Source organism: Citrobacter sp. Ca225, from assembly GCF_030337175.1.
GTDB lineage: Bacteria > Pseudomonadota > Gammaproteobacteria > Enterobacterales > Enterobacteriaceae > Citrobacter_A > Citrobacter_A amalonaticus.
The window spans coordinates 13,758-33,981 of the sequence record NZ_JAOWCD010000018.1 but is presented as its reverse complement, the minus strand read 5'-3'; the positions used below and the strand labels follow the sequence as shown (position 1 = coordinate 33,981).

At 52.7% G+C, this 20,224-nt stretch carries 20 protein-coding genes, 1 tRNA gene and 2 pseudogenes; 11 read left to right on the top strand and 12 right to left on the bottom strand.

Translation table 11 applies throughout. The annotated features are described in order from the left end of the window. A partial coding sequence (locus OGW13_RS00715; RefSeq protein ID WP_287115463.1) for a DUF2254 family protein occupies positions 1–467 on the bottom strand: 467 nt, incomplete at its 3' end. Between the two features lie 64 nt (positions 468–531). Next, positions 532–2,529, bottom strand: a complete 1,998-nt coding sequence (locus tag OGW13_RS00710; RefSeq protein WP_016245729.1) for a BCCT family transporter — start codon at positions 2,527–2,529, stop codon at positions 532–534. Between the two features lie 492 nt (positions 2,530–3,021). Here OGW13_RS00710 and OGW13_RS00705 point away from each other — a divergent pair. The 6 genes and pseudogenes from OGW13_RS00705 to OGW13_RS00680 all read left to right on the top strand — a co-directional run. Beyond that, positions 3,022–3,182 (top strand): annotated as a pseudogene (locus OGW13_RS00705) (DUF905 family protein); the annotation flags it as partial. Positions 3,183–3,272: 90 nt separating this feature from the next. After that, positions 3,273–3,734 (top strand): antirestriction protein, encoded by a 462-nt coding sequence (locus OGW13_RS00700; RefSeq protein WP_047363296.1) that lies wholly within the window; start codon positions 3,273–3,275, stop codon positions 3,732–3,734. Between the two features lie 15 nt (positions 3,735–3,749). Continuing rightward, positions 3,750–4,226, top strand: a complete 477-nt coding sequence (locus OGW13_RS00695; protein ID WP_039273197.1) for a JAB domain-containing protein — start codon at positions 3,750–3,752, stop codon at positions 4,224–4,226. Between the two features lie 8 nt (positions 4,227–4,234). Next, positions 4,235–4,456 carry a DUF987 domain-containing protein gene (locus OGW13_RS00690; protein ID WP_039273195.1) on the top strand — a complete coding sequence of 74 codons (222 nt, stop codon included), beginning with the start codon at positions 4,235–4,237 and terminating at the stop codon, positions 4,454–4,456. Between the two features lie 18 nt (positions 4,457–4,474). Beyond that, a complete protein-coding gene (locus OGW13_RS00685; RefSeq protein WP_039273193.1) occupies positions 4,475–4,792 on the top strand; it encodes a type IV toxin-antitoxin system YeeU family antitoxin in 318 nt (105 codons plus the stop codon). Between the two features lie 20 nt (positions 4,793–4,812). Beyond that, positions 4,813–5,154, top strand: a complete 342-nt coding sequence (locus OGW13_RS00680) for a TA system toxin CbtA family protein (RefSeq protein ID WP_039273191.1) — start codon at positions 4,813–4,815, stop codon at positions 5,152–5,154. Positions 5,155–5,541: 387 nt separating this feature from the next. Here the strand turns inward: OGW13_RS00680 and OGW13_RS00675 are convergent. The 3 genes from OGW13_RS00675 to proB all read right to left on the bottom strand — a co-directional run bounded on the left by OGW13_RS00675 (position 5,542) and on the right by proB (position 8,100). After that, positions 5,542–5,617, bottom strand: a tRNA-Thr gene (locus tag OGW13_RS00675). A 114-nt stretch (positions 5,618–5,731) separates the two neighbouring features. Continuing rightward, complete coding sequence (gene proA, locus OGW13_RS00670; RefSeq protein ID WP_054177340.1) at positions 5,732–6,985, bottom strand: glutamate-5-semialdehyde dehydrogenase; 1,254 nt, start codon at positions 6,983–6,985, stop codon at positions 5,732–5,734. An 11-nt stretch (positions 6,986–6,996) separates the two neighbouring features. Then, the gene (gene proB, locus OGW13_RS00665) at positions 6,997–8,100 is read right to left on the bottom strand and encodes a glutamate 5-kinase (RefSeq protein ID WP_287115462.1); all 1,104 of its coding nucleotides are present in this window, start codon (positions 8,098–8,100) and stop codon (positions 6,997–6,999) included. A 287-nt stretch (positions 8,101–8,387) separates the two neighbouring features. Here proB and phoE point away from each other — a divergent pair, with 287 nt between their 5' ends. After that, positions 8,388–9,440, top strand: a complete 1,053-nt coding sequence (phoE, locus tag OGW13_RS00660; protein WP_109739896.1) for a phosphoporin PhoE — start codon at positions 8,388–8,390, stop codon at positions 9,438–9,440. 79 nt (positions 9,441–9,519) lie between these two features. Here phoE and crl read toward each other — a convergent pair whose 3' ends face one another. The 3 genes from crl to gpt all read right to left on the bottom strand — a co-directional run bounded on the left by crl (position 9,520) and on the right by gpt (position 11,781). Continuing rightward, a complete protein-coding gene (crl, locus tag OGW13_RS00655; protein WP_042997819.1) occupies positions 9,520–9,921 on the bottom strand; it encodes a sigma factor-binding protein Crl in 402 nt (133 codons plus the stop codon). A gap of 57 nt (positions 9,922–9,978) precedes the next feature. Further along, on the bottom strand, positions 9,979–11,223 hold the full coding sequence (frsA, locus tag OGW13_RS00650; protein ID WP_044258817.1) for an esterase FrsA: 1,245 nt from the start codon (positions 11,221–11,223) through the stop codon (positions 9,979–9,981). Positions 11,224–11,322: 99 nt separating this feature from the next. Next, a complete protein-coding gene (gene gpt / locus OGW13_RS00645) occupies positions 11,323–11,781 on the bottom strand; it encodes a xanthine phosphoribosyltransferase (protein WP_042997821.1) in 459 nt (152 codons plus the stop codon). A gap of 294 nt (positions 11,782–12,075) precedes the next feature. Here gpt and pepD point away from each other — a divergent pair, with 294 nt between their 5' ends. Further along, positions 12,076–13,533, top strand: coding sequence for a cytosol nonspecific dipeptidase (gene pepD / locus OGW13_RS00640; protein WP_042997822.1), 1,458 nt, complete (start codon positions 12,076–12,078; stop codon positions 13,531–13,533). Positions 13,534–13,600: 67 nt separating this feature from the next. Here pepD and dinB read toward each other — a convergent pair whose 3' ends face one another. Then, positions 13,601–14,656: a DNA polymerase IV gene (gene dinB / locus OGW13_RS00635; protein WP_044265098.1), complete on the bottom strand. Its 1,056-nt coding sequence runs from the start codon at positions 14,654–14,656 to the stop codon at positions 13,601–13,603. A gap of 96 nt (positions 14,657–14,752) precedes the next feature. Further along, the gene (gene lafU, locus OGW13_RS00630; protein WP_161215644.1) at positions 14,753–15,613 is read right to left on the bottom strand and encodes a putative lateral flagellar export/assembly protein LafU; all 861 of its coding nucleotides are present in this window, start codon (positions 15,611–15,613) and stop codon (positions 14,753–14,755) included. Between lafU and OGW13_RS00625 the strand changes: the two are divergent. Continuing rightward, positions 15,579–17,297, top strand: a pseudogene (locus tag OGW13_RS00625) (flagellar biosynthesis protein FlhA); the annotation flags it as partial. The gene lafU and the pseudogene OGW13_RS00625 overlap by 35 nt on opposite strands. Positions 17,298–17,402: 105 nt before the next feature. Beyond that, the gene (locus tag OGW13_RS00620; RefSeq protein WP_042997826.1) at positions 17,403–17,642 is read left to right on the top strand and encodes a hypothetical protein; all 240 of its coding nucleotides are present in this window, start codon (positions 17,403–17,405) and stop codon (positions 17,640–17,642) included. Here the strand turns inward: OGW13_RS00620 and OGW13_RS00615 are convergent. Further along, entirely contained in the window at positions 17,639–18,388 is a 750-nt protein-coding gene (locus OGW13_RS00615) for a C40 family peptidase (RefSeq protein ID WP_071888436.1), read from the bottom strand. The genes OGW13_RS00620 and OGW13_RS00615 overlap by 4 nt on opposite strands. 348 nt (positions 18,389–18,736) lie before the next feature. Between OGW13_RS00615 and dpaA the strand changes: the two genes are divergently transcribed. Further along, positions 18,737–19,477 carry a peptidoglycan meso-diaminopimelic acid protein amidase gene (dpaA, locus tag OGW13_RS00610; protein ID WP_042997828.1) on the top strand — a complete coding sequence of 247 codons (741 nt, stop codon included), beginning with the start codon at positions 18,737–18,739 and terminating at the stop codon, positions 19,475–19,477. Here dpaA and OGW13_RS00605 read toward each other — a convergent pair. Further along, positions 19,448–20,215 carry a class II glutamine amidotransferase gene (locus OGW13_RS00605; protein WP_044258806.1) on the bottom strand — a complete coding sequence of 256 codons (768 nt, stop codon included), beginning with the start codon at positions 20,213–20,215 and terminating at the stop codon, positions 19,448–19,450. The two genes, dpaA and OGW13_RS00605, sit on opposite strands and share 30 nt — an antisense overlap. Between the last annotated feature and the right edge of the window lie 9 nt (positions 20,216–20,224).

Here is a 20,224-nt window from a genome sequence, read left to right as displayed (position 1 = left end):
AAAAAATCGGCCCAGATCCGCGAAATTTTAATCAGCGAGTCAGCTTGGGAAGAAATGACCTGCTTATTCGCACCTTCCCTTTCTCCGTAGGCTCCCATATTGAGGGCAATAATTCCTACCAGACTGAAGAGAAAGGAACCAATGAAGGTGGCCAGTACATTTTGTGTGGTTACGTCTTCCACAACTAAACGCGTTGCTCTGGGAGTAACATTAGTAGTGGCTGAACCGTAGGCTGTGACCATGATACTCAGCGAAAATGTGGTCACTGCCAGCATACTCGATGCCAGTATGTTCAGAATGTTATCAACTGCTTCCGCACCAACCTTCACTGAAACCGACTCAGGAATCATTGATTTAAAAAGAATAGATAAAAGAGCCGTTATTATCGCGACAATTGCGAATAACGTAGCTCTGAACCAGAGTTTCTTAAATGTTTGCTTCAGAATCCATTGCCAGCGTGAAATCATTCTGCATTCCCTCGTATTGCGGTCGGGATAAATAATTGCCGCCCCCTAGGACGGCATTTTGCTATCAACGAACCAGGTGCAGGAAGTGCAGGTGTTTTTCGTACTGGTCCAGTATGTCATTAATCAACTGTTCCTGATTCCAGCCCATCACATCATAATTTTGACCGCCTTCTTTGAGATAAACCTCAGCGCGATAATATCGATGTTGGTCAGTCTGCTGCTCATCATTATCCATTGCGGCGAGCGCGAAGGTGGGTGAGCTATACCCGCGAAGCCTCACTTCATATATAAAATTCAGCTCGTTGCCCAAATCCACTTCAAGACGAATACGATCGTCGGCTGCGTCACTAATGTGGCTTATCGTCCCCTGCTTGTTCAGTTCTTCCTGAACCAGCGTCATGGCAGGCTGGATAATGTCGTCCATAAAACGTTTCACAAGAGATCGTTTCGGCAGATACGCGATATTGCGTAACCTTCTCTGCCAGGGAATTGGGTTACGTGCAGCCGTAGGAGCAATAGTCGCCATGCTCAGGCTTTCACGCTTAGTCAAATCTCGACGCAGGGCTTTTAACAGCCCGTATATGGATATCAGCAAGATCACGGAGAAGGGTAATGCACTTGCTATTGTCACCGTTTGCAGCGCGCTCAGCCCTCCCGCAAGGAGAAGCGCAATTGCAACAACTCCCATGAGCGATGCCCAGAAGATTCGCTGCCAGACGGGTGTGTTTGCCACCCCACCTGATGCCAGAGTATCTACAACCATTGCCCCCGAGTCAGCAGATGTGACAAAGAAGACGATGACCATAGCCATTGCAATAAATGACAGCACGGAGGAGAACGGGAAATGCTCCAGGAAATTGAACAAGGCCAGCGAGACATCCTGTTGGACGGTATTGGCGAGATCGGTCGCCCCCTGGTTCATAATGAGATAGATTGCGCTGTTACCAAACACCGTCATCCACATGAGCGTAAAGCCGGCCGGAACAAACAGCACGCCGGTGACAAATTCGCGAATGGTTCGGCCGCGTGAGACCCGTGCGATAAACATCCCCACAAATGGCGACCATGAAAGCCACCATCCCCAGTACAGTAATGTCCAGCCCCCCAGCCAGTTGCTCGACTTAGGTTCATATGCGTAAAGATTGAACGTTTTACTCACCAGTTCCGAAAGATAACCGCCGGTATTTTCCACAAATGACTTCAGCAGAAGCACAGTTGGCCCCAGACACAGGACCAGCGCCAGGAGCAACAACGCGAGGCCCAAATTGAGCTCAGACAGGATACGTATTCCCTTGTCTAGGCCGGTCACCACAGAAATCGTCGCTAACCCCGTGATGGCCACGATCAGAATGACCTGCACCGTTTCATTAATGGGCACCCCGAATAGGTGGTTCAAACCGGCATTCACCTGCAAAACACCGTAACCCAGCGATGTTGCAACGCCAAAGACCGTACCTATAACGGCAAAAATATCAACCGCATGGCCTATAGGTCCGTATATGCGATCGCCAATAATGGGATAGAGTGCAGAACGCAGCGTTAAAGGTAGACCGTGGCGGTAACTGAAAAAGGCCAGAATCAGCGCTACAATGGCATAGATTGCCCAGGCATGCAGACCCCAGTGGAAGAAGGTCAGCCGCATTGCTTCCTTCGCTGCCGCAACAGTCTCTGGGGCGCCAACGGGAGGTGAGAGATAATGCATCACCGGTTCAGCAACGCCAAAGAACATCAGGCCGATCCCCATCCCTGCCGAAAAAAGCATCGCAAACCAGGAGTGATAGCTGAAATCAGGTTGCGCATGGTCCGGACCCAGCTTGATATCACCGTAGCGTGAGAGTCCCAGAAACGTGACACTCAATAAAATCAGGGCCACAGCAAGGATGTAGAACCAGCTTGCATTCGTGAAGATTTGTTGCTGAAGTAGTTTGAAATTTTTGTCAGCAACATCCGGGAATGCAGCGGCAAAAGCGACAAGAAGAAAAATTAACAAAGCAGATGTAAAGAATACAGCTTTGTTAATCTGGCTGTGAGACTTCTTTGGGATTGTTTCATTTTCACTCATAATCATTTATTCCATTGATTTAAATCCGTATTGGATAATGCTTACCACCTCTTACAGAGTAGCAAAATTCAACTGACTATGCGGCGTGAATCGAGCACATGGTGTGATGAGTGCCGATACAAATCATCCTATAATCGAAGGAGTTCTTTGTTAATCAGCCTGCCACTTCTTGGGTATTTAATTTGCATATTCTGTACCAGAGCTGGGATATACGTTAAGTGAAGTATATTAGGCACGAATTACCAGCTTCTGCTTTTGGCACAGAGCGGCCTATTAACATCATAAAAGTTTTCAGATATATATCATTCCTCTGAACATACCCGATTAGCGGCAGAATCTCACGATTCTGCCACTTTTTTATTATTTTTCAGAAGAGTAGTAATGAATAATGCTGAAAGTTTGAAGCCGTTTCACTAATCGCTTGCTGATTTACCACAGTCGGTATCAGCTAATTGCGCAGCATGGCTACTAGTACATGCCAGTATCACAGACATTAACATTGAAGACGACCAAGGCGGTCACATCTGCCTGATAGATAGTGATGCCGAAGATCGGATGGATGTCTGGCATGAAACTTTGAACCAGATGCCGGAGAAGACCTTAGCCGCTATATCCGCACGTCAGGCATCCGCACAGATACCTCAACCCGCTGAGCCCGTGATATATCACCTTTCCGAACACACTTTATCCCCCCCATACGCCAGCCCTTGCCGCTGGCGTTTTTTATTGACGGAGACATTTACATGACAACATCGGCACAAGGCAACCTCGCATCTGCTGCTAACGAATCCGAATTTGAACTGACCGTCACGCCAGTTCCCGATGAACAGCGCATCGATTTCTGGCCGCAGCACTTCGGCACTATTCCGCAGTGGATAACCCTGGAGCCCCGCATCTTCGCCTGGATGAACCGCGTCTGCGCGGATTACAGCGGTGGCATCTGGCAGTTTTACACGCTGAGCAACGGCGGGGCCTTTATGGCACCCGATGCTGACCGCAATGAGACATGGAGTCTGTTCAATAATTTGAACGGTAATGGCGTGGAAATGAGCGCAGAAGCCGCAGGTATTGCCGTCTGCCTGATTGAGTACAGCCATAACGCCTGCCGTACAGAGTGTGACGCGATGACCGCGCACTATTACCGTCTGCGGGACTACGCCCTGCAGCATCCAGAAGCCCACGCCATTATGCGCATCATTGACTGACCGGAGGAGCAACGAATGAAACAGCTTTCCTTTTTACCCGGCGAGATAACGCCACAGGACCGGCGTCTCATCCAGCGGGCACTCAGGGTTCTGGACAGACATCTGCATGAGTCCGGGGTGGCCTTCACCTCCACACACGCCGTCCGTGAATGGCTGCGACTGCATATGGCCGCGCTTGAGCGGGAAGAGTTCCGGGTGTTGTATCTGGACAACCAGAATCAGCTGATTGCCCATGAGACGCTCTTTACCGGCACGATTAACCGCACTGAAGTCCATCCCCGGGAGGTGGTCAAACGTGCTCTGCACTTCAATGCCGCAGCAGTAATACTCGCACACAATCATCCCTCTGGTGAGACAACCCCCAGCCAGGCCGATAAAGCCCTCACGCAGCGACTGGTGCAGGTGCTTCAGCTGGTGGATATCCGCGTCCCTGACCATCTGATTGTCGGTGGCAGGCAAATCTATTCGTTCGCAGAACATGGTCTGCTGTGAGGTATTACATGAAAATTATCAGTAAACGCCGTGCAATGACGATATACCGCCAGCATCCTGAGTCCCGGATCTTTCGCTACTGCAGCGGAAAATATCAGTGGCACGGTAGCGTCTGTCATTACACCGGCAGGGACGTTCTGGATATCAAAGGTGTCCTTGCGGTATACGCCGAACGCCGTCAGGACCGCAACGGGCCTTATACCTGCCTGATGAGCATCACCCTGAACTGACAGTAAAGGAGCTTATAAATGAGCAATATCACATGGGGCCTGCAGCGGAATATCACGCCGCGCCTGGGAGCCCGTCTGGTGCAGGATAGGAACCGGATGCATTATCTGGCTGACCGGGCAAGTATCACCGGTAAGTTTAGTGATGCCGAATGCCTGAAGTTGGATGTCGCATTCCCGCATTTTATCAGTCAGATGGAATCAATGCTGACCACCGGTGAACTGAATCCCCGCCATCCACACTGCATCGCCCTGTATCACAACGGTTTTACCTGCGAAGCCGACACCCTTGGCAGTTGCGGCTACGTATACATCGCTGTTTATCCCAGCCAACGCTAAATACCGTCACGAGAGCAAACATGAAACCTCTACCTGCAACAACTTCGCGGGCGGCGAAGCCTTGTCTGTCGCCCGTTGCAGTCTGGCAAATACTGCTTACACACCTGCTGGAGCAGCACTATGGTCTGACGCTAAACGATACGCCGTTCAGTGATGAAACCGTTATTAAGGAACATATTGATGCCGGGATCACCCTGGCCGATGCCGTTAATTTTCTGGTGGAGAAATACGAGCTGGTGCGTATAGATCGCAGGGGATTTAGCAGGCAGGAACAATCGCCTTATCTCCGGGCTGTAGACATTCTGCGAGCGCGGCAGGTAACTGGCCTGTTGCGGCAAAGCCGTAACAACGTAGTACGATGAACATTGCGTACAACCCTCCCGATTTACATTTCTGAACTTCCTCCCTTGTTTACCTATTGCGTAATGCGTCTGCTGCTACCCGGCTGGCGCGTTATCTTTTTACGGGCACCATCATGCAACCAGAAGGTGAAGTATTAACCGATCATAATGAGCTAATTTGTTCGAGGTTTATCGAACACATTGCTAACGCATTGAATTTAGGAGTGGTGTGGACGTGGACAACTATACCTGCAGCCACGGAGGTATAGCGAGTGAAGCCCTATCCGGCCTTTTTGGTCAGTAGCTAGGATTGATCTTCGTTGATATAATTTACTTACATCAGCAGTTACATGAAAATAATTTTTTGGTGGGAAAATGATAAGATACTACGTAACCACTTGATTTAAATGGTGCCGATAAGAGGAGTCGAACCTCCGACCTTCGCATTACGAATGCGCTGCTCTACCAACTGAGCTATATCGGCCCTGAAGAGGACGTGACCACGAGTGTGAACACGGGGTAGAAGGTTAAAACTAACCAGGCGATGCGTCAATAGCCTTGCGAATCAAGTGGCTGATTTTGCATCACCCGGCGTTATTTAGGCACGAATCGTATCGTCACCAAAGCCGATCCACTTATAGGTAGTCAGCGCTTCCAGCCCCATAGGACCACGGGCATGTAATTTTTGCGTACTGACGGCAACTTCCGCACCGAGACCAAACTGTCCGCCATCGGTAAAACGGGTCGAGGCGTTGACGTATACCGCGGACGAATCCACTTCGTTCACAAAACGGTTCGCGTTGTGCATGGTGCGCGTCAGGATGGCGTCGGAATGCTGAGTGCCGTGCTCGCGAATATGCGCGATGGCGTCATCCAGGTCCGCGACGATTTTGACGTTCAAATCCAGCGACAGGAACTCGTCGTCAAATTCTTCCGCTTTCACTGCCACCACGTTTGCCGGGCCCGAGCTCAACAGGGCAAGCGACCGTTCATCCGCATGCAGCGTTACACCGCTCTCCGCCATCTGCTGACTCAGCGCAGGCAGAAAACGCGCCGCGATGTCCTGGTGCACTAACAGCGTCTCTACCGTGTTACAAGTACTCGGACGTTGCGTTTTCGCATTGACGATAATCTTCAGCGCCGGGGCAATCTCTGCGCTGTCGTCGACAACGATATGACACACCCCAATCCCACCGGTGATCACCGGAATGGTCGACTGCTCGCGGCACAGCTTATGCAGACCCGCGCCGCCACGCGGAATCAGCATGTCGATATATTTGTCCATGCGCAGCATCTCATTCACCAGCGCACGGTCGGGGCTTTCAATGGCCTGAACCGCCGCTTCCGGTAGCCCGCAGGAGGTTAACGCCTGCTGGATCACGCGCACGGTGGCAGCATTGGTGCGATACGTCTCTTTACCGCCGCGCAGAATCGCCGCATTGCCCGTTTTCAGGCACAGAGAGGCGACATCGACGGTGACGTTCGGGCGGGCTTCATAAATCACGCCAATCACGCCCAGCGGCACACGGCGACGCTCCAGACGCAGCCCGCTGTCCAGTAGCCCTCCGTCAATCACCTGCCCAACCGGATCCGCCAGATTGCAGACCTGACGGACGTCATCCGCAATGGCCTTCAGGCGCGCCGGCGTCAGCGCCAGGCGATCAAGCATCGCCTCGCTCAGACCGTTCGTACGCGCTTCGGCCACGTCCTGCGCATTGGCGTTCAGGATAGTTTCCGTTTGCGCTTCAAGCGCATCAGCTATTTGTTCCAGCACGCGATTTTTTTCGCGGCTGGAGAGTTGCGCCAGTTTGTACGACGCGGCTTTGGCAGCAATGCCCATTTGTTCCAGCATTTATCTGCTCCTTAACGGGTAATCATATCATCGCGATGAACGGCGACCGGGCCATATTCGTAACCCAGAATCGCGTCAATCTGCTGAGAGTGGTGTCCGGCAATGCGGCGCAGCGCGTCGCTGTTGTAGCGGCTCACGCCGTGGGCAATATCACGCCCCTCCAGATTACAGATGCGGATCACTTCACCACGTGAGAAGTTGCCTGTCACGCTTTTAATGCCTTTCGGTAGCAATGAACTGCCGCGTTCCAGAATCGCCGCCATCGCGCCTTCATCGACGGTGATTTCACCAGCAGGCGGCGCGCCAAAGATCCAGCGCTTGCGGTTCTCCAGCGGAGAGGCCTGTGCATGGAAGCGGGTACCGACAGAGATGCCTTCCATCACATCACCAATCACGCCCGGCTTGCTGCCAGCGGCGATAATCGTGTCAATCCCGGCGCGGCAGGCGACGTCAGCGGCCTGCAACTTAGTGCCCATGCCGCCCGTTCCCAGCCCCGATACGCTGTCGCCGGCGATTGCGCGCAACGCGTCATCAATCCCGTAGACATCTTTAATCAGTTCGGCCTGCGGGTCGGTACGCGGATCGGCGGTGAACAGCCCCTGTTGATCGGTCAGCAGCAGTAGTTTGTCCGCCCCGGCGAGGATCGCCGCCAGCGCGGAGAGATTGTCATTGTCGCCCACTTTAATTTCCGCTGTGGCAACTGCATCGTTCTCATTGATCACCGGAACGATATTGTTATCCAGCAGGGCACGCAGAGTGTCGCGCGCATTCAAAAAGCGTTCCCGGTCTTCCATGTCCGCCCGCGTCAGCAGCATCTGCCCGACGTGAATGCTGTAAATCGAAAACAGCTGTTCCCACAGTTGGATCAGTCGGCTCTGCCCGACCGCCGCCAGCAGTTGCTTGGTGGCAATGGTCGCCGGCAGTTCCGGATATCCGAGATGTTCACGCCCGGCGGCGATAGCGCCCGACGTGACGATAACAATACGGTGTCCTGCGGCATGCAACTGCGCGCACTGACGAACAAGTTCTACGATGTGGGCACGGTTCAGGCGGCGCGATCCGCCCGTTAGCACACTGGTGCCGAGTTTTACCACCAGCGTCTGGCTGTCACTCATGATTCTCTGCCGTTCAAAATAGGGAAAATGATAGTAAACGAACGTTTTAGCAGGACTGGCCCCGGTTGCCAACAAGCAGCGCATAAAGCATGGAATTTTGTTGTGCTGGATCAGCAAGCGTAGCGGCAATTTTTGACGTTTTTATTACTGAAACAGAAAAACATCCTTTTTTAAAATTATTCTTACGTTGTCATAAAACCTTCACTCCAGAACGTTAAAACCCTCTTGTCTTTCAACGGGGATCACACCCAGTAAATAATAGCGCGTACGTTAAATCAGGACTGAAAATGAAAAAGAGCACTCTGGCATTAGTGGTGATGGGTATTGTGGCATCGGCATCCGTGCAGGCAGCGGAAGTGTTTAATAAAGACGGTAATAAACTGGATGTGTATGGCAAAGTCAAAGCGATGCACTATTTCAGCGACAATGACAGCAAAGACGGCGACCAGACCTATGTCCGCTTTGGTTTTAAAGGCGAAACGCAGATTAACGATCAACTGACTGGTTACGGTCGTTGGGAAGCGGAATTTGCGGGCAACAAAACCGAAAGCGAATCTGGTCAGAAAACGCGTCTGGCGTTTGCCGGGGTCAAGCTAAAAGATATCGGTTCTTTCGATTACGGTCGTAGCCTGGGCGCGCTATATGACGTTGCCGCCTGGACCGATATGTTCCCGGAATTTGGTGGTGACGGCCTGGCGCAGACCGATAACTTTATGACCAAACGCGCCAGCGGTCTGGCGACATACCGGAACACCGACTTCTTCGGCGTGATCGACGGTCTGAACATGACCCTGCAATATCAGGGCAAAAACGAAGACCGTGACGTGAAGAAACAAAACGGTGACGGGTTCGGGACATCACTGAGCTACGACTTCGGCGGCAGCGATTTCGCGATCATTGGCGCCTACGCCAACTCTGACCGTACCAATGAGCAAAACCAGCAGGCGCGCGGTCATGGCCAGAATGCTGAAGGCTGGGCGACCGGTCTGAAATACGATGGCAACGACATCTATCTGGCGACCATCTATTCTGAAACCCGCAACATGGCGCCGATCTCCGGTGGTTTTGCCAACAAAGCGCAAAACTTCGAAGCCGTCGCACAATATCAGTTTGATTTCGGCCTGCGTCCGTCCATCGGTTACGTTCAGTCGAAAGGCAAAGATATTGAAGGTATTGGTGATGAAGATATCGTGAAATATATCGACGTCGGCGCGACCTATTATTTCAACAAGAATATGTCGGCGTTTGTTGATTATAAAATCAACCAGATTGATGACAACAACAAACTGGGCGTCAACAGCGATGACATCGTGGCGCTGGGTATGACCTATCAGTTCTGATGCCAGAATGGTCCGGATGAGTTGACTTATCCGGCTAAAAACAGAGAGGCCGGATGATTCATCCGGCCTCTTTTTTGGATTACGCCGTTAGCTTCACCGGCTCATCACGGAAATCGTCTGCGGGCTCCAGTGACAAATGCAGCGTGTTTAACAGCTCACGCAACTTCTCGTGAAACTCGCGCAGGGTATATTCCAGTCGCTCAACGACTTCTTTATCTTTGATCGCCACAGTCTTCCAGTCGCCCGCTTTGTCGAACAGACCAAATTTGTAGCTGTAGGTAAAACGCTTTTCGTGCGCTTCCAGTTCCATCCACCAGCCCCAGAATTCGCGCAGTTCAGGCGCGGGCTTCACGTTGACGCAAACAGCCAGACAATCGAAAAAGAATCGATTATCTTCGCACTTTCCTTCGCGGATATAAGGGCCAAGCGCGGTGAATTTCTTGATCAATCTGCTCTTCGGGTGTCCACTCGGTAACGTCATTGCGATCTCCTGTTGTGAAGCAACTGTTTTACCAAAACAGTAGAATTTAGCAAATTATTAACACAATCTCTTTTCAATCCAGCGGGTGATTTCCTGTAACGCGTTGTCAAAATTGCGATACACCGGATTGAAGGGAATCTCCAGCAGCTTACCGTCAGAAGATGAAGACGTGATTAAACGCGACTCCTCTTCCGGACTGAACGGATCGTTCTTCCAGAAGCCCGACAGCATTGGCGTCGGGCAGCGTCTGCCAAGCAGTCCCTGCACCTTCAGCGAATAGCGATTAAGCTCCACGCGCAACGCTTCATCGGACGCATCGTGCATCCCCAGTCGACTTGCCAGAACGTCAAGATACATTTCCGGTACCGCTCCCTGACGTAACGGATCGCTCAGCAACGCATGGACAACCGGACCGAGGCAGGCCACCGCTTTCAGACGCGGTGATTCAAGATAGGCCAGACGCACCGCCACGTTGGCACCAAAACGAAATCCGAACGCCGCCACCCGGGTATGATCCACCCACGGCACATTCGGCAGCGCTTTCAACACATGCTGGTGCAACAGGCTGGAGTCCTGAGAGAGCTTCCACTTTGACGAGAAACCGACGGAAGGCATGTCCAGCGTCAGCATGGCGATGCCGCGCGGCGCGAAATAGCGCTCATACAGGGTGTAGTAATCGGTTTGCATTGAATCCAGACCGCCGCACATCAGCACCGTCGGAAACGGGCCGTCGCCTTTTGGCATATGCAAGAACCCGGTGACGGGCGAGCCGCCAGGCACGCTAAATTCCATCTCACGCAGCGTACCCGGCAGTCGCTGCGCGGCTTCTTCATAGGCACGGTTAGATAAGGCCTGCGCCTGTTCCGCCAGATCGTCCCCTTTCAGGTGCGGATAGGCAGCGATGTTGTACAGCGTCGAGGCGTGTAGCCAGTAGCGACCACTGCGCTCAGGGTCCGTTTCCTGGCAGGCTTTCTGCTGCCAGTCCATCGCCTGTTTTGCCCATTCATAAATCCAGTTGCCGCCACGGTAACCGATCACCGTATCGTAAAGATCGGCATCGGTGCGCTCGGCGTCACTCATCACGATGCGCGCCTGAACATCCAGAATTTCTCGCGGATCCACCCCGCGCCAGATCCACATCAGGCGGTTAATCATGCGATACCAGTGGGGAATATTCTTGCCATCCAGCGCCGATTGCACAGGCGGCTGCATCCCGGCATTAAAACGGCGGACCAGGGTCGACGTTTCGGGGTGTTTGAAACGGGGTTTGAACAGGATTTCGCTTAGATTAGCCTGTGACATGCGTACAGCCTCCTGAAGTACTCACTGAGGCTTATTGTAACCCGACACCGGCTAAATAGAACAACGCCCGGCTGTGCCAGGCGTTGAAAAAGTCAGAGATTAGCGGCCAGAAATCGGCGGAACGAAGGTCACGCCCATGTCCCACGGCTGCTCAATCCAGGTATCCTGCGGGATATCAATCACGTAATCATCGACTAACGGACGACCCGCCGGTTTCGCGAAGATAGTGACAAAGTGCGCTTTTGGGTACATTTCACGGATAGCCACGGCGGTACCACCGGTATCCACCAGATCGTCGATGACGATAAAGCCTTCACCATCGCCTTCAGCGCGTTTCAGAACTTTCAGTTCACGCTGGTTGTCGTGATCATAGCTGGAAATGCATACGGTATCGACATGACGAATGCCCAGTTCACGTGCCAGCAATGCGCCCGGCACCAGACCACCACGACTAACGGCAATGATGCCTTTCCACTGTTCTGAAGGCATCAGGCGGTTTGCCAATTTGCGTGCATGGATCTGCAGCATGTCCCAGGTGACGACGTATTTTTCGCTCATGTGAAGTGTCCCAGCCTGTTTATCTACGGCTTAAAAAGTGTTCGAGGGGGAAATAGGTTGCGCGAGATTATAGAGATCTGAGCCACCAAAAACCAGTGTTTCGCGGAATCGGGCCCTCTTTTTACGTGCTTTATACTCGCAGCGGGCGCAGAAAGTGGTATTCTCAAGCGCATCTCGCAAGCCAGACTTGTGGTAATAATTAACCTGCTAACCCTGTGACCTGCAAGCCTGTTTGCAGCGCATCTATACCCTGAATACCACCTAAAGTATGACGGGTATACAAGGAGAATTATCGTGTCTGAACTATCTCAACTCTCCCCGCAACCGCTGTGGGATATTTTTGCAAAAATCTGTTCAATTCCTCACCCGTCCTATCATGAAGAGCAGCTCGCTGAGCACATCATCGGCTGGGCAAACGAGAAAGGTTTCCACGTCGAGCGCGACCAGGTAGGGAATATCCTGATTCGCAAACCGGCCAGTGCGGGAATGGAAAACCGTAAACCGGTGGTTCTGCAGGCGCACCTGGACATGGTGCCGCAGAAAAACAACGACACTGTGCACGATTTCACCAAAGATCCGATCCAGCCTTATATTGATGGCGAATGGGTGAAAGCGCGTGGTACCACACTGGGCGCCGATAACGGCATCGGGATGGCTTCCGCATTAGCGGTTCTGGCTGACGACAGCGTCGTTCACGGCCCGCTGGAAGTGCTGCTGACCATGACCGAAGAAGCGGGGATGGACGGTGCATTTGGTCTGCAGGCCAACTGGCTGCAGGCGGATATTCTGATCAACACCGACTCGGAAGAAGAAGGTGAGATCTACATGGGTTGCGCAGGAGGGATCGACTTCACCTCTAACCTGCCGCTGACCCGCGAAGCCGTTCCGGCAGGTTTCCAGACCTTTAAGCTGACGCTGAAAGGGCTGAAAGGCGGTCACTCCGGTGGCGAAATCCACGTTGGTCTTGGCAACGCGAACAAACTGCTGGTTCGTTTCCTGGCCGGTCATGCTGAAGAGTTGGATCTGCGTCTGGTCGATTTCAACGGCGGTACGCTGCGTAACGCAATTCCACGTGAAGCCTTTGCGACCGTTGCCGTTGCGGCAGACAACGTAGAGGCTCTGAAAGCGCGGGTTAACGCTTATCAGGACATTCTGAAAAACGAACTGGCTGAAAAAGAGAAAAACCTGGTGGTTCTGCTGGAGAGCGCCGCGAGCGATAAAGCCGCACTGACCGCACAATCTCGCGATGGCTTTATCCGTCTGCTGAACGCCACGCCGAACGGTGTGATCCGCAATTCCGACGTCGCAAAAGGCGTGGTTGAAACCTCACTGAACGTGGGCGTCGTCACCATGACCGACGACAACGTCGAAATCCATTGCCTGATCCGTTCGCTGATCGACACCGGTAAAGACTATGTCGTTAGCATGCTGGATTCGCTGGGGAAACTGGCAGGCGCGAAAACCGAAGCGAAAGGGAGCTACCCTGGCTGGCAGCCGGATGCGAACTCACCGGTGATGCATCTGGTGCGCGAAACCTATCAGCGTCTGTTCAACAAGACGCCGAACATCCAGATTATCCACGCGGGTCTGGAGTGCGGTCTGTTTAAGAAACCGTACCCGGATATGGATATGGTCTCTATCGGGCCAACCATTACCGGTCCACACTCACCGGATGAGCAGGTGCATATCGAAAGCGTCAGTCATTACTGGACGCTTCTGACCGAACTGCTGAAAGCGATTCCGACGAAGTAAGTTACGGCTGTCGTGCTATAAAAATGCCGGATGGCGGCGCGTTGCGCCTTATCCGGCATTTTGCTCTTTATAACCCCAGCAATAACTGCCGTTCCAGTTGCGGATCGAGTAGCGTTACGTGCAGCCCCACCAGCCTTACCCCCCGCCCTGCCCGCCGCTCATCCCAGGTTTTATGCGCAGTAGAAATCAGGTCTTCTTTATTCAGCTTCGGCCAGACGTGTTCCTGGGTGGTTTGCTGAAAGTCATTGAACTTGAGCTTTACCCCCTGGCGAGCAATGCATAAATCGGGTTTGACTTTCGCCAGTCGCCGTTCGAGTTCCGGATATAACTGCTCAATGATCGCCTCACAGTCAGACCACTGATGAATATCTTCCGCCATGGTGCGTTCCACGCCGACCGATTTGCGTAAGCGTTCATTATTGACATCCCGTTCGTCGATTCCCTGGCTACGCTCCCACAATACCCGCCCAAACTTACCGAAGCGCTTAAGTAATGTCGCCAAATCGCACTGCTGGACATCACCGCAGGTGCGTAGCCCCATGCTTTCCAGTTTTGCCGCAGACACTTTACCGACGCCGGGAATTTTCCCCAGCGGCAACGTACTGAGGAACGCCGGCACATCATCCGGCGTGATGACATACTGTCCGTTGGGTTTATTCAGATCGGAGGCGATTTTGGCCAGAAACTTCACTGGCGCCACGCCCGCCGAGGCGGTAAGTTGCAGCTCGTTGAAAATCGTCTGGCGTATTTCCTGAGCGATAAGCGTGGCTGACCCATGACAGTGTGTACTGTCCGTGACGTCCAGATACGCCTCGTCCAGTGACAGCGGCTCAATTAATGAGGTATAGCGGGCGAAAATGGACTGGATTTGGCGGGAGGCTTCTTTGTAGGCCTCATAACGGCCCGGTAATAACGTGAGGTGCGGACACAGTTTCAGCGCCATACCGGTCGGCATCGCGCTGCGCACGCCAAATTTACGGGCGGGATAGTTGGCGGTGCTGATAACGCCTCTGCGCTCACGGCTGCCGCCAATGGCAATAGGGATGTCGCGCAACGCCGGGTTGTCCCGCATCTCAACCGCGGCGAAAAAACAGTCCATATCAACATGTATGATTTTACGCATCACCCGCCTCCCGAAACACTGTTTAAGTATACAGTGAAATCAATAAATGGGAAGCGATCGCTCATCCGAACAACGCGACGAATTCCAGCGTCGTGACTACTGTGGCATCGGGTTGCGATGTAATGCAGCGAGGTGCTGTTTTTTATCCAGTTTCTCCACTAACGGTTGAACCACTTTTTCACCATGCTGACCAAAATATTGATACAAAGTATCGGCTGCGCTCTGGGTCAGAATCATGATTTCGATGCGTCGGTTTCCTGCGCTTTCCGGATTATTGGTATCCAGCAGCATCTGGTCAGCCATCGCACTAACCTGCATCACTTTATCCTCCGGCATCCCCGCTTCTTCCAGTACGCGACGTGCGGATAACGCTCTGTCCCCTGACAGGTTCCAGTTGTTATAAATATTATTTTTATAACCCATGGCATCCGTATGCCCGGTAATAATGATCTTATTGTCCAGCGAGTCAAAAACCGGCGCCAGCTCAACCAGAAGCGATTTAAAGAACGGCATGATCCGTGCACTGCCACGCTCAAACATACTGCGGTTTTGGTCGTCTTTAATCAGCACACGTAACCCCTGGGGCACTATCTCCATTTCCAGGTTAGTTTCCATGTGCGCATTTCGCGCAACAGTATTAATACTGGTGGCCAATTCACCTAATTCTGAGGCGGATTTTCTTTTCAGCAGCGCCGTTTTCTCATTCACATCACGCGCTTTTCTTTCGGTTGCCTCACTCACTTTTATCCGTTCTTTTGCTGAGTTCGTTTCCTCGGTGGTGGACTTATTACGCGGGGTGCTACTCCTGCTTGCCATCGCGGTAATCGGCTTTTGACCAATTTTATTCAGCGCCGTTAAGCCCCCGCCATTAAAGATCGACTGGCCATGCAACGCCGCCACAATGTTTTCTCGATCGGATTTACTGACGCTGTTCACAATCAACTTCATCGTCGTCACCAAAGGCGCTGAACGTATCTCCGAAGTATCCGCCCGCTTTACCCTTGATGCGATGCCAGGCAAACAGATGGCGATCGACGCCGACCTGAATGCCGGGCTTATTAACCAGCAGCTGGCGCAGACTCGACGTAAGGACGTCGCCGGCGAAGCCGATTTCTATGGCGCGATGGACGGGGCCTCGAAGTTCGTGCGCGGCGACGCCATCGCCGGGATGATGATTCTGGCGATCAACCTGATCGGCGGCGTGTGCATCGGGATTTTTAAATACAATCTCAGTGCCGAAGCGGCATTCCAGCAGTACGTGCTGATGACCATCGGTGACGGTCTGGTGGCGCAGATCCCTTCCCTCCTGCTCTCTACCGCCGCCGCGATCATCGTGACCCGCGTCAGTGACAATGGCGATATCGCCACCGATGTTCGCGCACAGTTACTGGCCAACCCGTCGGTGCTGTATACCGCCACCAGCATTATGTTTGTACTGGCAGTGGTGCCGGGAATGCCACATTTCCCGTTCCTCGCGTTCAGCGGCCTGCTGGGCTTTACCGCATGGCGGATGAGTAAACGCCCGAAAGCCGCTGAGGCTGAAGAGAAAAACCTCGAAACGCTGACGAAAACAATCGTCGAAACGACCGAGCAGCAGATTACCTGGGAAACCATCCCGCTGATTGAGCCAATCAGCCTGAGCCTGGGGTATAAGCTGGTCTCACTGGTGGATAAATCAAAAGGCAATCCGCTGACCCAGCGTATCCGTGGCGTGCGCCAGGTGATCTCCGATACCAACGGCGTGCTGCTGCCGGAAATTCGCATTCGTGAAAATTTCAGGTTAAAGCCCAGCCAGTACGCGATCTATATCAACGGGATTAAGGCCGATAAAGCCGATATTCCCTCTGACCGCCTGATGGCGCTGCCTTCCAGCGAAACTTACGGCGAGATAGATGGCATTCTGGGTAATGACCCGGCGTACGGGATGCCGGTGACCTGGATCCAGGCATCGCAGAAGGCGAAAGCGTTGAATATGGGGTATCAGGTGATCGACAGCGCCAGCGTGATTGCCACGCACGTCAATAAGGTGGTGCGCAGCTACATTCCCGATCTGTTTAATTATGATGACATTACTCAGCTGCATAACCGTCTCTCGTCAATGGCACCGCGCCTGGCGGAAGATCTCAGCGCCGCGCTCAACTACAGCCAGTTGCTGAAAGTGTATCGGGCACTGCTGGTTGAAGGCGTATCACTGCGCGACATTGTGACTATCGCCACCGTGCTGGTTGCCAGCAGCAGCGTAACGAAAGATCCCATTCTGCTGGTCGCTGATATCCGCCTTGCGCTGCGTCGCAGCATTACGCACCCGTTTGTCCGCAAGCAGGAACTGGCGGTCTATACGCTGAATAACGAACTGGAAAACCTGCTTTCTAACGTGGTGAATCAGGCGCAGCAGAGCGGTAAGGTGATGCTCGATAGCGTGCCGGTGGATCCGAACATGCTCAATCAGTTCCAGAGCAATATGCCGCAAATTAAGGAGCAGATGAAAGCCGCAGGCAAAGAGCCGGTGCTGCTGGTCGCGCCGTCGCTACGTCCGCTGCTGGCGCGCTATGCCCGACTCTTCGCGCCGGGTCTGAACGTTCTGTCTTATAACGAAGTGGCAGATGAACTGGAGCTGAAAATTATGGGGGCACTGAGTTAAATAATTACCCGGCTGTTTAAGTCGGCGTTTTTTCTGCCGCTTTATAAAGATGACGCGACAAGGAGGTTGCATTTCAAATGCCTGCTCAAGTTAAAGGATTGATGAGTGACCATTCAACAGAATATCCCATCCCCTTCAGAAAACGACGCTCAGCATGATGACGCCAGATTGTACTGGCGCACATACCGGGAGTTTGTGCGCCAGCAAGAGTTGCAACAACATAATGAAACGCAATCAACAGATGACGCGATGCCCGCGCACGTCGCGCTCATCGAACCCGTCGATCTGTTGCTGGCAGGCACGATGATGCTTGTCTTCATCATCCTGCTGCTGCTTGCCTGTTAGATGATGGTATTTTCCTTGAGGATCCGGCGTGCGCCGAGGAAGTGATCCTGCCAGAACGGATCGGTCAATTGGCTCACCCGGATGGTTTCGCCCGTACGCGGGGACTGGATAAACTGTCCATCCCCCAGATAAACACCCATATGGTCGGCGATATCCTGACTGTGTATATGGAAGAACAGCAGATCGCCACGGCGCAGGTCACGGTTAGCGACAATGGTTGCCCGACGGTAATGATACATTTCATTTGCCGTGCGCGGTAATTTGGCCGCCAGGATTTTATTGTAGGCGTAGAAAACCAGCCCACTACAGTCGAATCCGCGATCCGGATTGACGCCTCCCCATACGTACGGTTTCCCCAGTTGCGCCTCAAGGCGATGAATCGCTACTTCCGTGATATTCTGCAAATGGTCGCTAGTGAGGAACGCCTTATTTTCTGCCAGTTCCTGCCAGCGGTGGTTGTCCGCGCGCAGCGGCCCCGGGAACCATTCTGGATGCTGTTCAAGCAACTCACGGTTGTGCTGGCGCAACGCTCTCTTGCTCTGCGGGGTTCCGGAAACAATATAATGCGCCTGCCTTCTGCGCTTCGCCTGATATTTACTGAGCAGACGTTCACGGTTATGCATCCGCAACGTCGCGGCATAGCTAAACGTCTGATGTGAAGAGACGGCTGCAGACAATGGTGAATAGAGGAGACATAACGAGAGCAGCCCCGGCAGAATGGCGCGCGGAGCACCTGATAAAAACATAAAAAAACATAACCTAAATAAACAGTGAGGCGACAGTTTAACCAGGCGAGGAACTGACCAGGCTTAATAATCAATAATTAAAAAATTAATGGTTTATTATCAGTGAATTGTATCCGCCATGCCCCTGCCGACGAGCCTGACATCCGTTCTGCGGAAATGGGCAAAATCGGGCCGGTTCTGACAGCCAGTGTCGCTAACGTTCTGTATAAATTGTAAACGCACCACGAGGGGCTTGCGAAAAACTGTCGTGGTGTTAATGTGAGCGTTCCAAATCCAGACTAGTCCGATTTGGGGATCTTATTTTTGCCGTTCTGGCGTGGGTAATCGTTTTATCAAGGAACAAGCAGTATGCGTAAAATCGCATTATTTATTGCGATGCTTTTGATCCCGTGCGTGTCATTCGCCGGCTTGCTGAGTAGCAATAGCTCCACAACCCCCATCAGCAAAGAGTATAAGCAACAATTGATGGGATCGCCGGTCTATATTCAGATCTTCAAGGAAGAGCGCACGCTCGATCTCTACGTCAAGATGGGCGAACAGTATCAACTTCTCGACAGCTACAAAATTTGTAATTACTCCGGTGGATTAGGTCCAAAACAACGCCAGGGCGATTTTAAAAGTCCGGAAGGTTTTTATAACGTCCAGCGTAGCCAGCTCAAACCTGACAGCCGCTTTTATAAAGCCATTAATATTGGCTTCCCCAACGCCTATGACCGTGCTCATGGTTATGAAGGCAAATATCTGATGATTCACGGTGCCTGCGTCTCGGTTGGCTGTTACGCCATGACCGACAGCGGCATTGATGAGATTTTCCAGTTTGTCACCGGTGCGTTGGTCTTTGGTCAGTCGAGTGTGCAGGTCAGTATTTATCCCTTCCGCATGACCGATGCCAATATGCAGCGTCACAAGTATTCGTATTACAAAGAGTTCTGGTCGCAGTTAAAACCGGGATACGATTATTTCGAGCAGACCCGCAAGCCACCGACCGTGTCGGTTGTCGATGGCCGCTATGTCGTCAGCAAACCGTTGAGTCATGAAGTGGTTCAGCCGCAGCTGGCGTCAAACTACACGCTCCCCGAGACAAAATAACGCCCACTCGCCTGGCATAATCTTTTGCCAGGTTTCGTTGCCTGTCAGTGGTTGCGTGGCAATGACGGTGACCACATCGTTCGGTGTGGTCTCTTTCTGAAAATCTATCTCCACATCCTGATCGAGCAACGTGGCGACGCCAAACGGTGCACGGCGCGTGATCCAGAACAGATTCGTTGAGCAGAATGCCATCACATAACGACCATCTGACAACAGCATGTTAAAGACCCCTTTCTCACGCAGTACGCCCGCCAGCGTTGCGATATACCTGAACACCGCCGTCATGTTGCCAGGCGTGCGCGGGTAGCGCTGAGTGAGTTTGTGCAGCAACCAGCAGAATGCCTTTTCGCTGTCGGTTTCACCCACCGGGCGAAAATTGCCGGTTTCCAGCGTCTTATAGCCCGAAAGCTGACCATTGTGCGCGTAGGTCCAGTGGCGGCCCCACAGTTCACGCGTGAAGGGATGGGTGTTCTCCAGCGCCACTTCGCCCCGGTTCGCCTGGCGAATATGGGCAATCACGGAACAGGATTTGATCGGGTAGTCCTGTACCAGTCTGGCGATGGGGGAGTTAAAGCTGGGTTGCGGATCTTTGAACGTCCGGCAGCCTTTGCCTTCATAGAAGGTGATGCCCCAGCCGTCTTTGTGCGGTCCGGTTCCCCCTCCACGCTGAACCAGCCCGGTAAAACTAAAGCAGATATCGGTAGGCACATTGGCGCTCATCCCGAGCAGTTCGCACATACATCACCT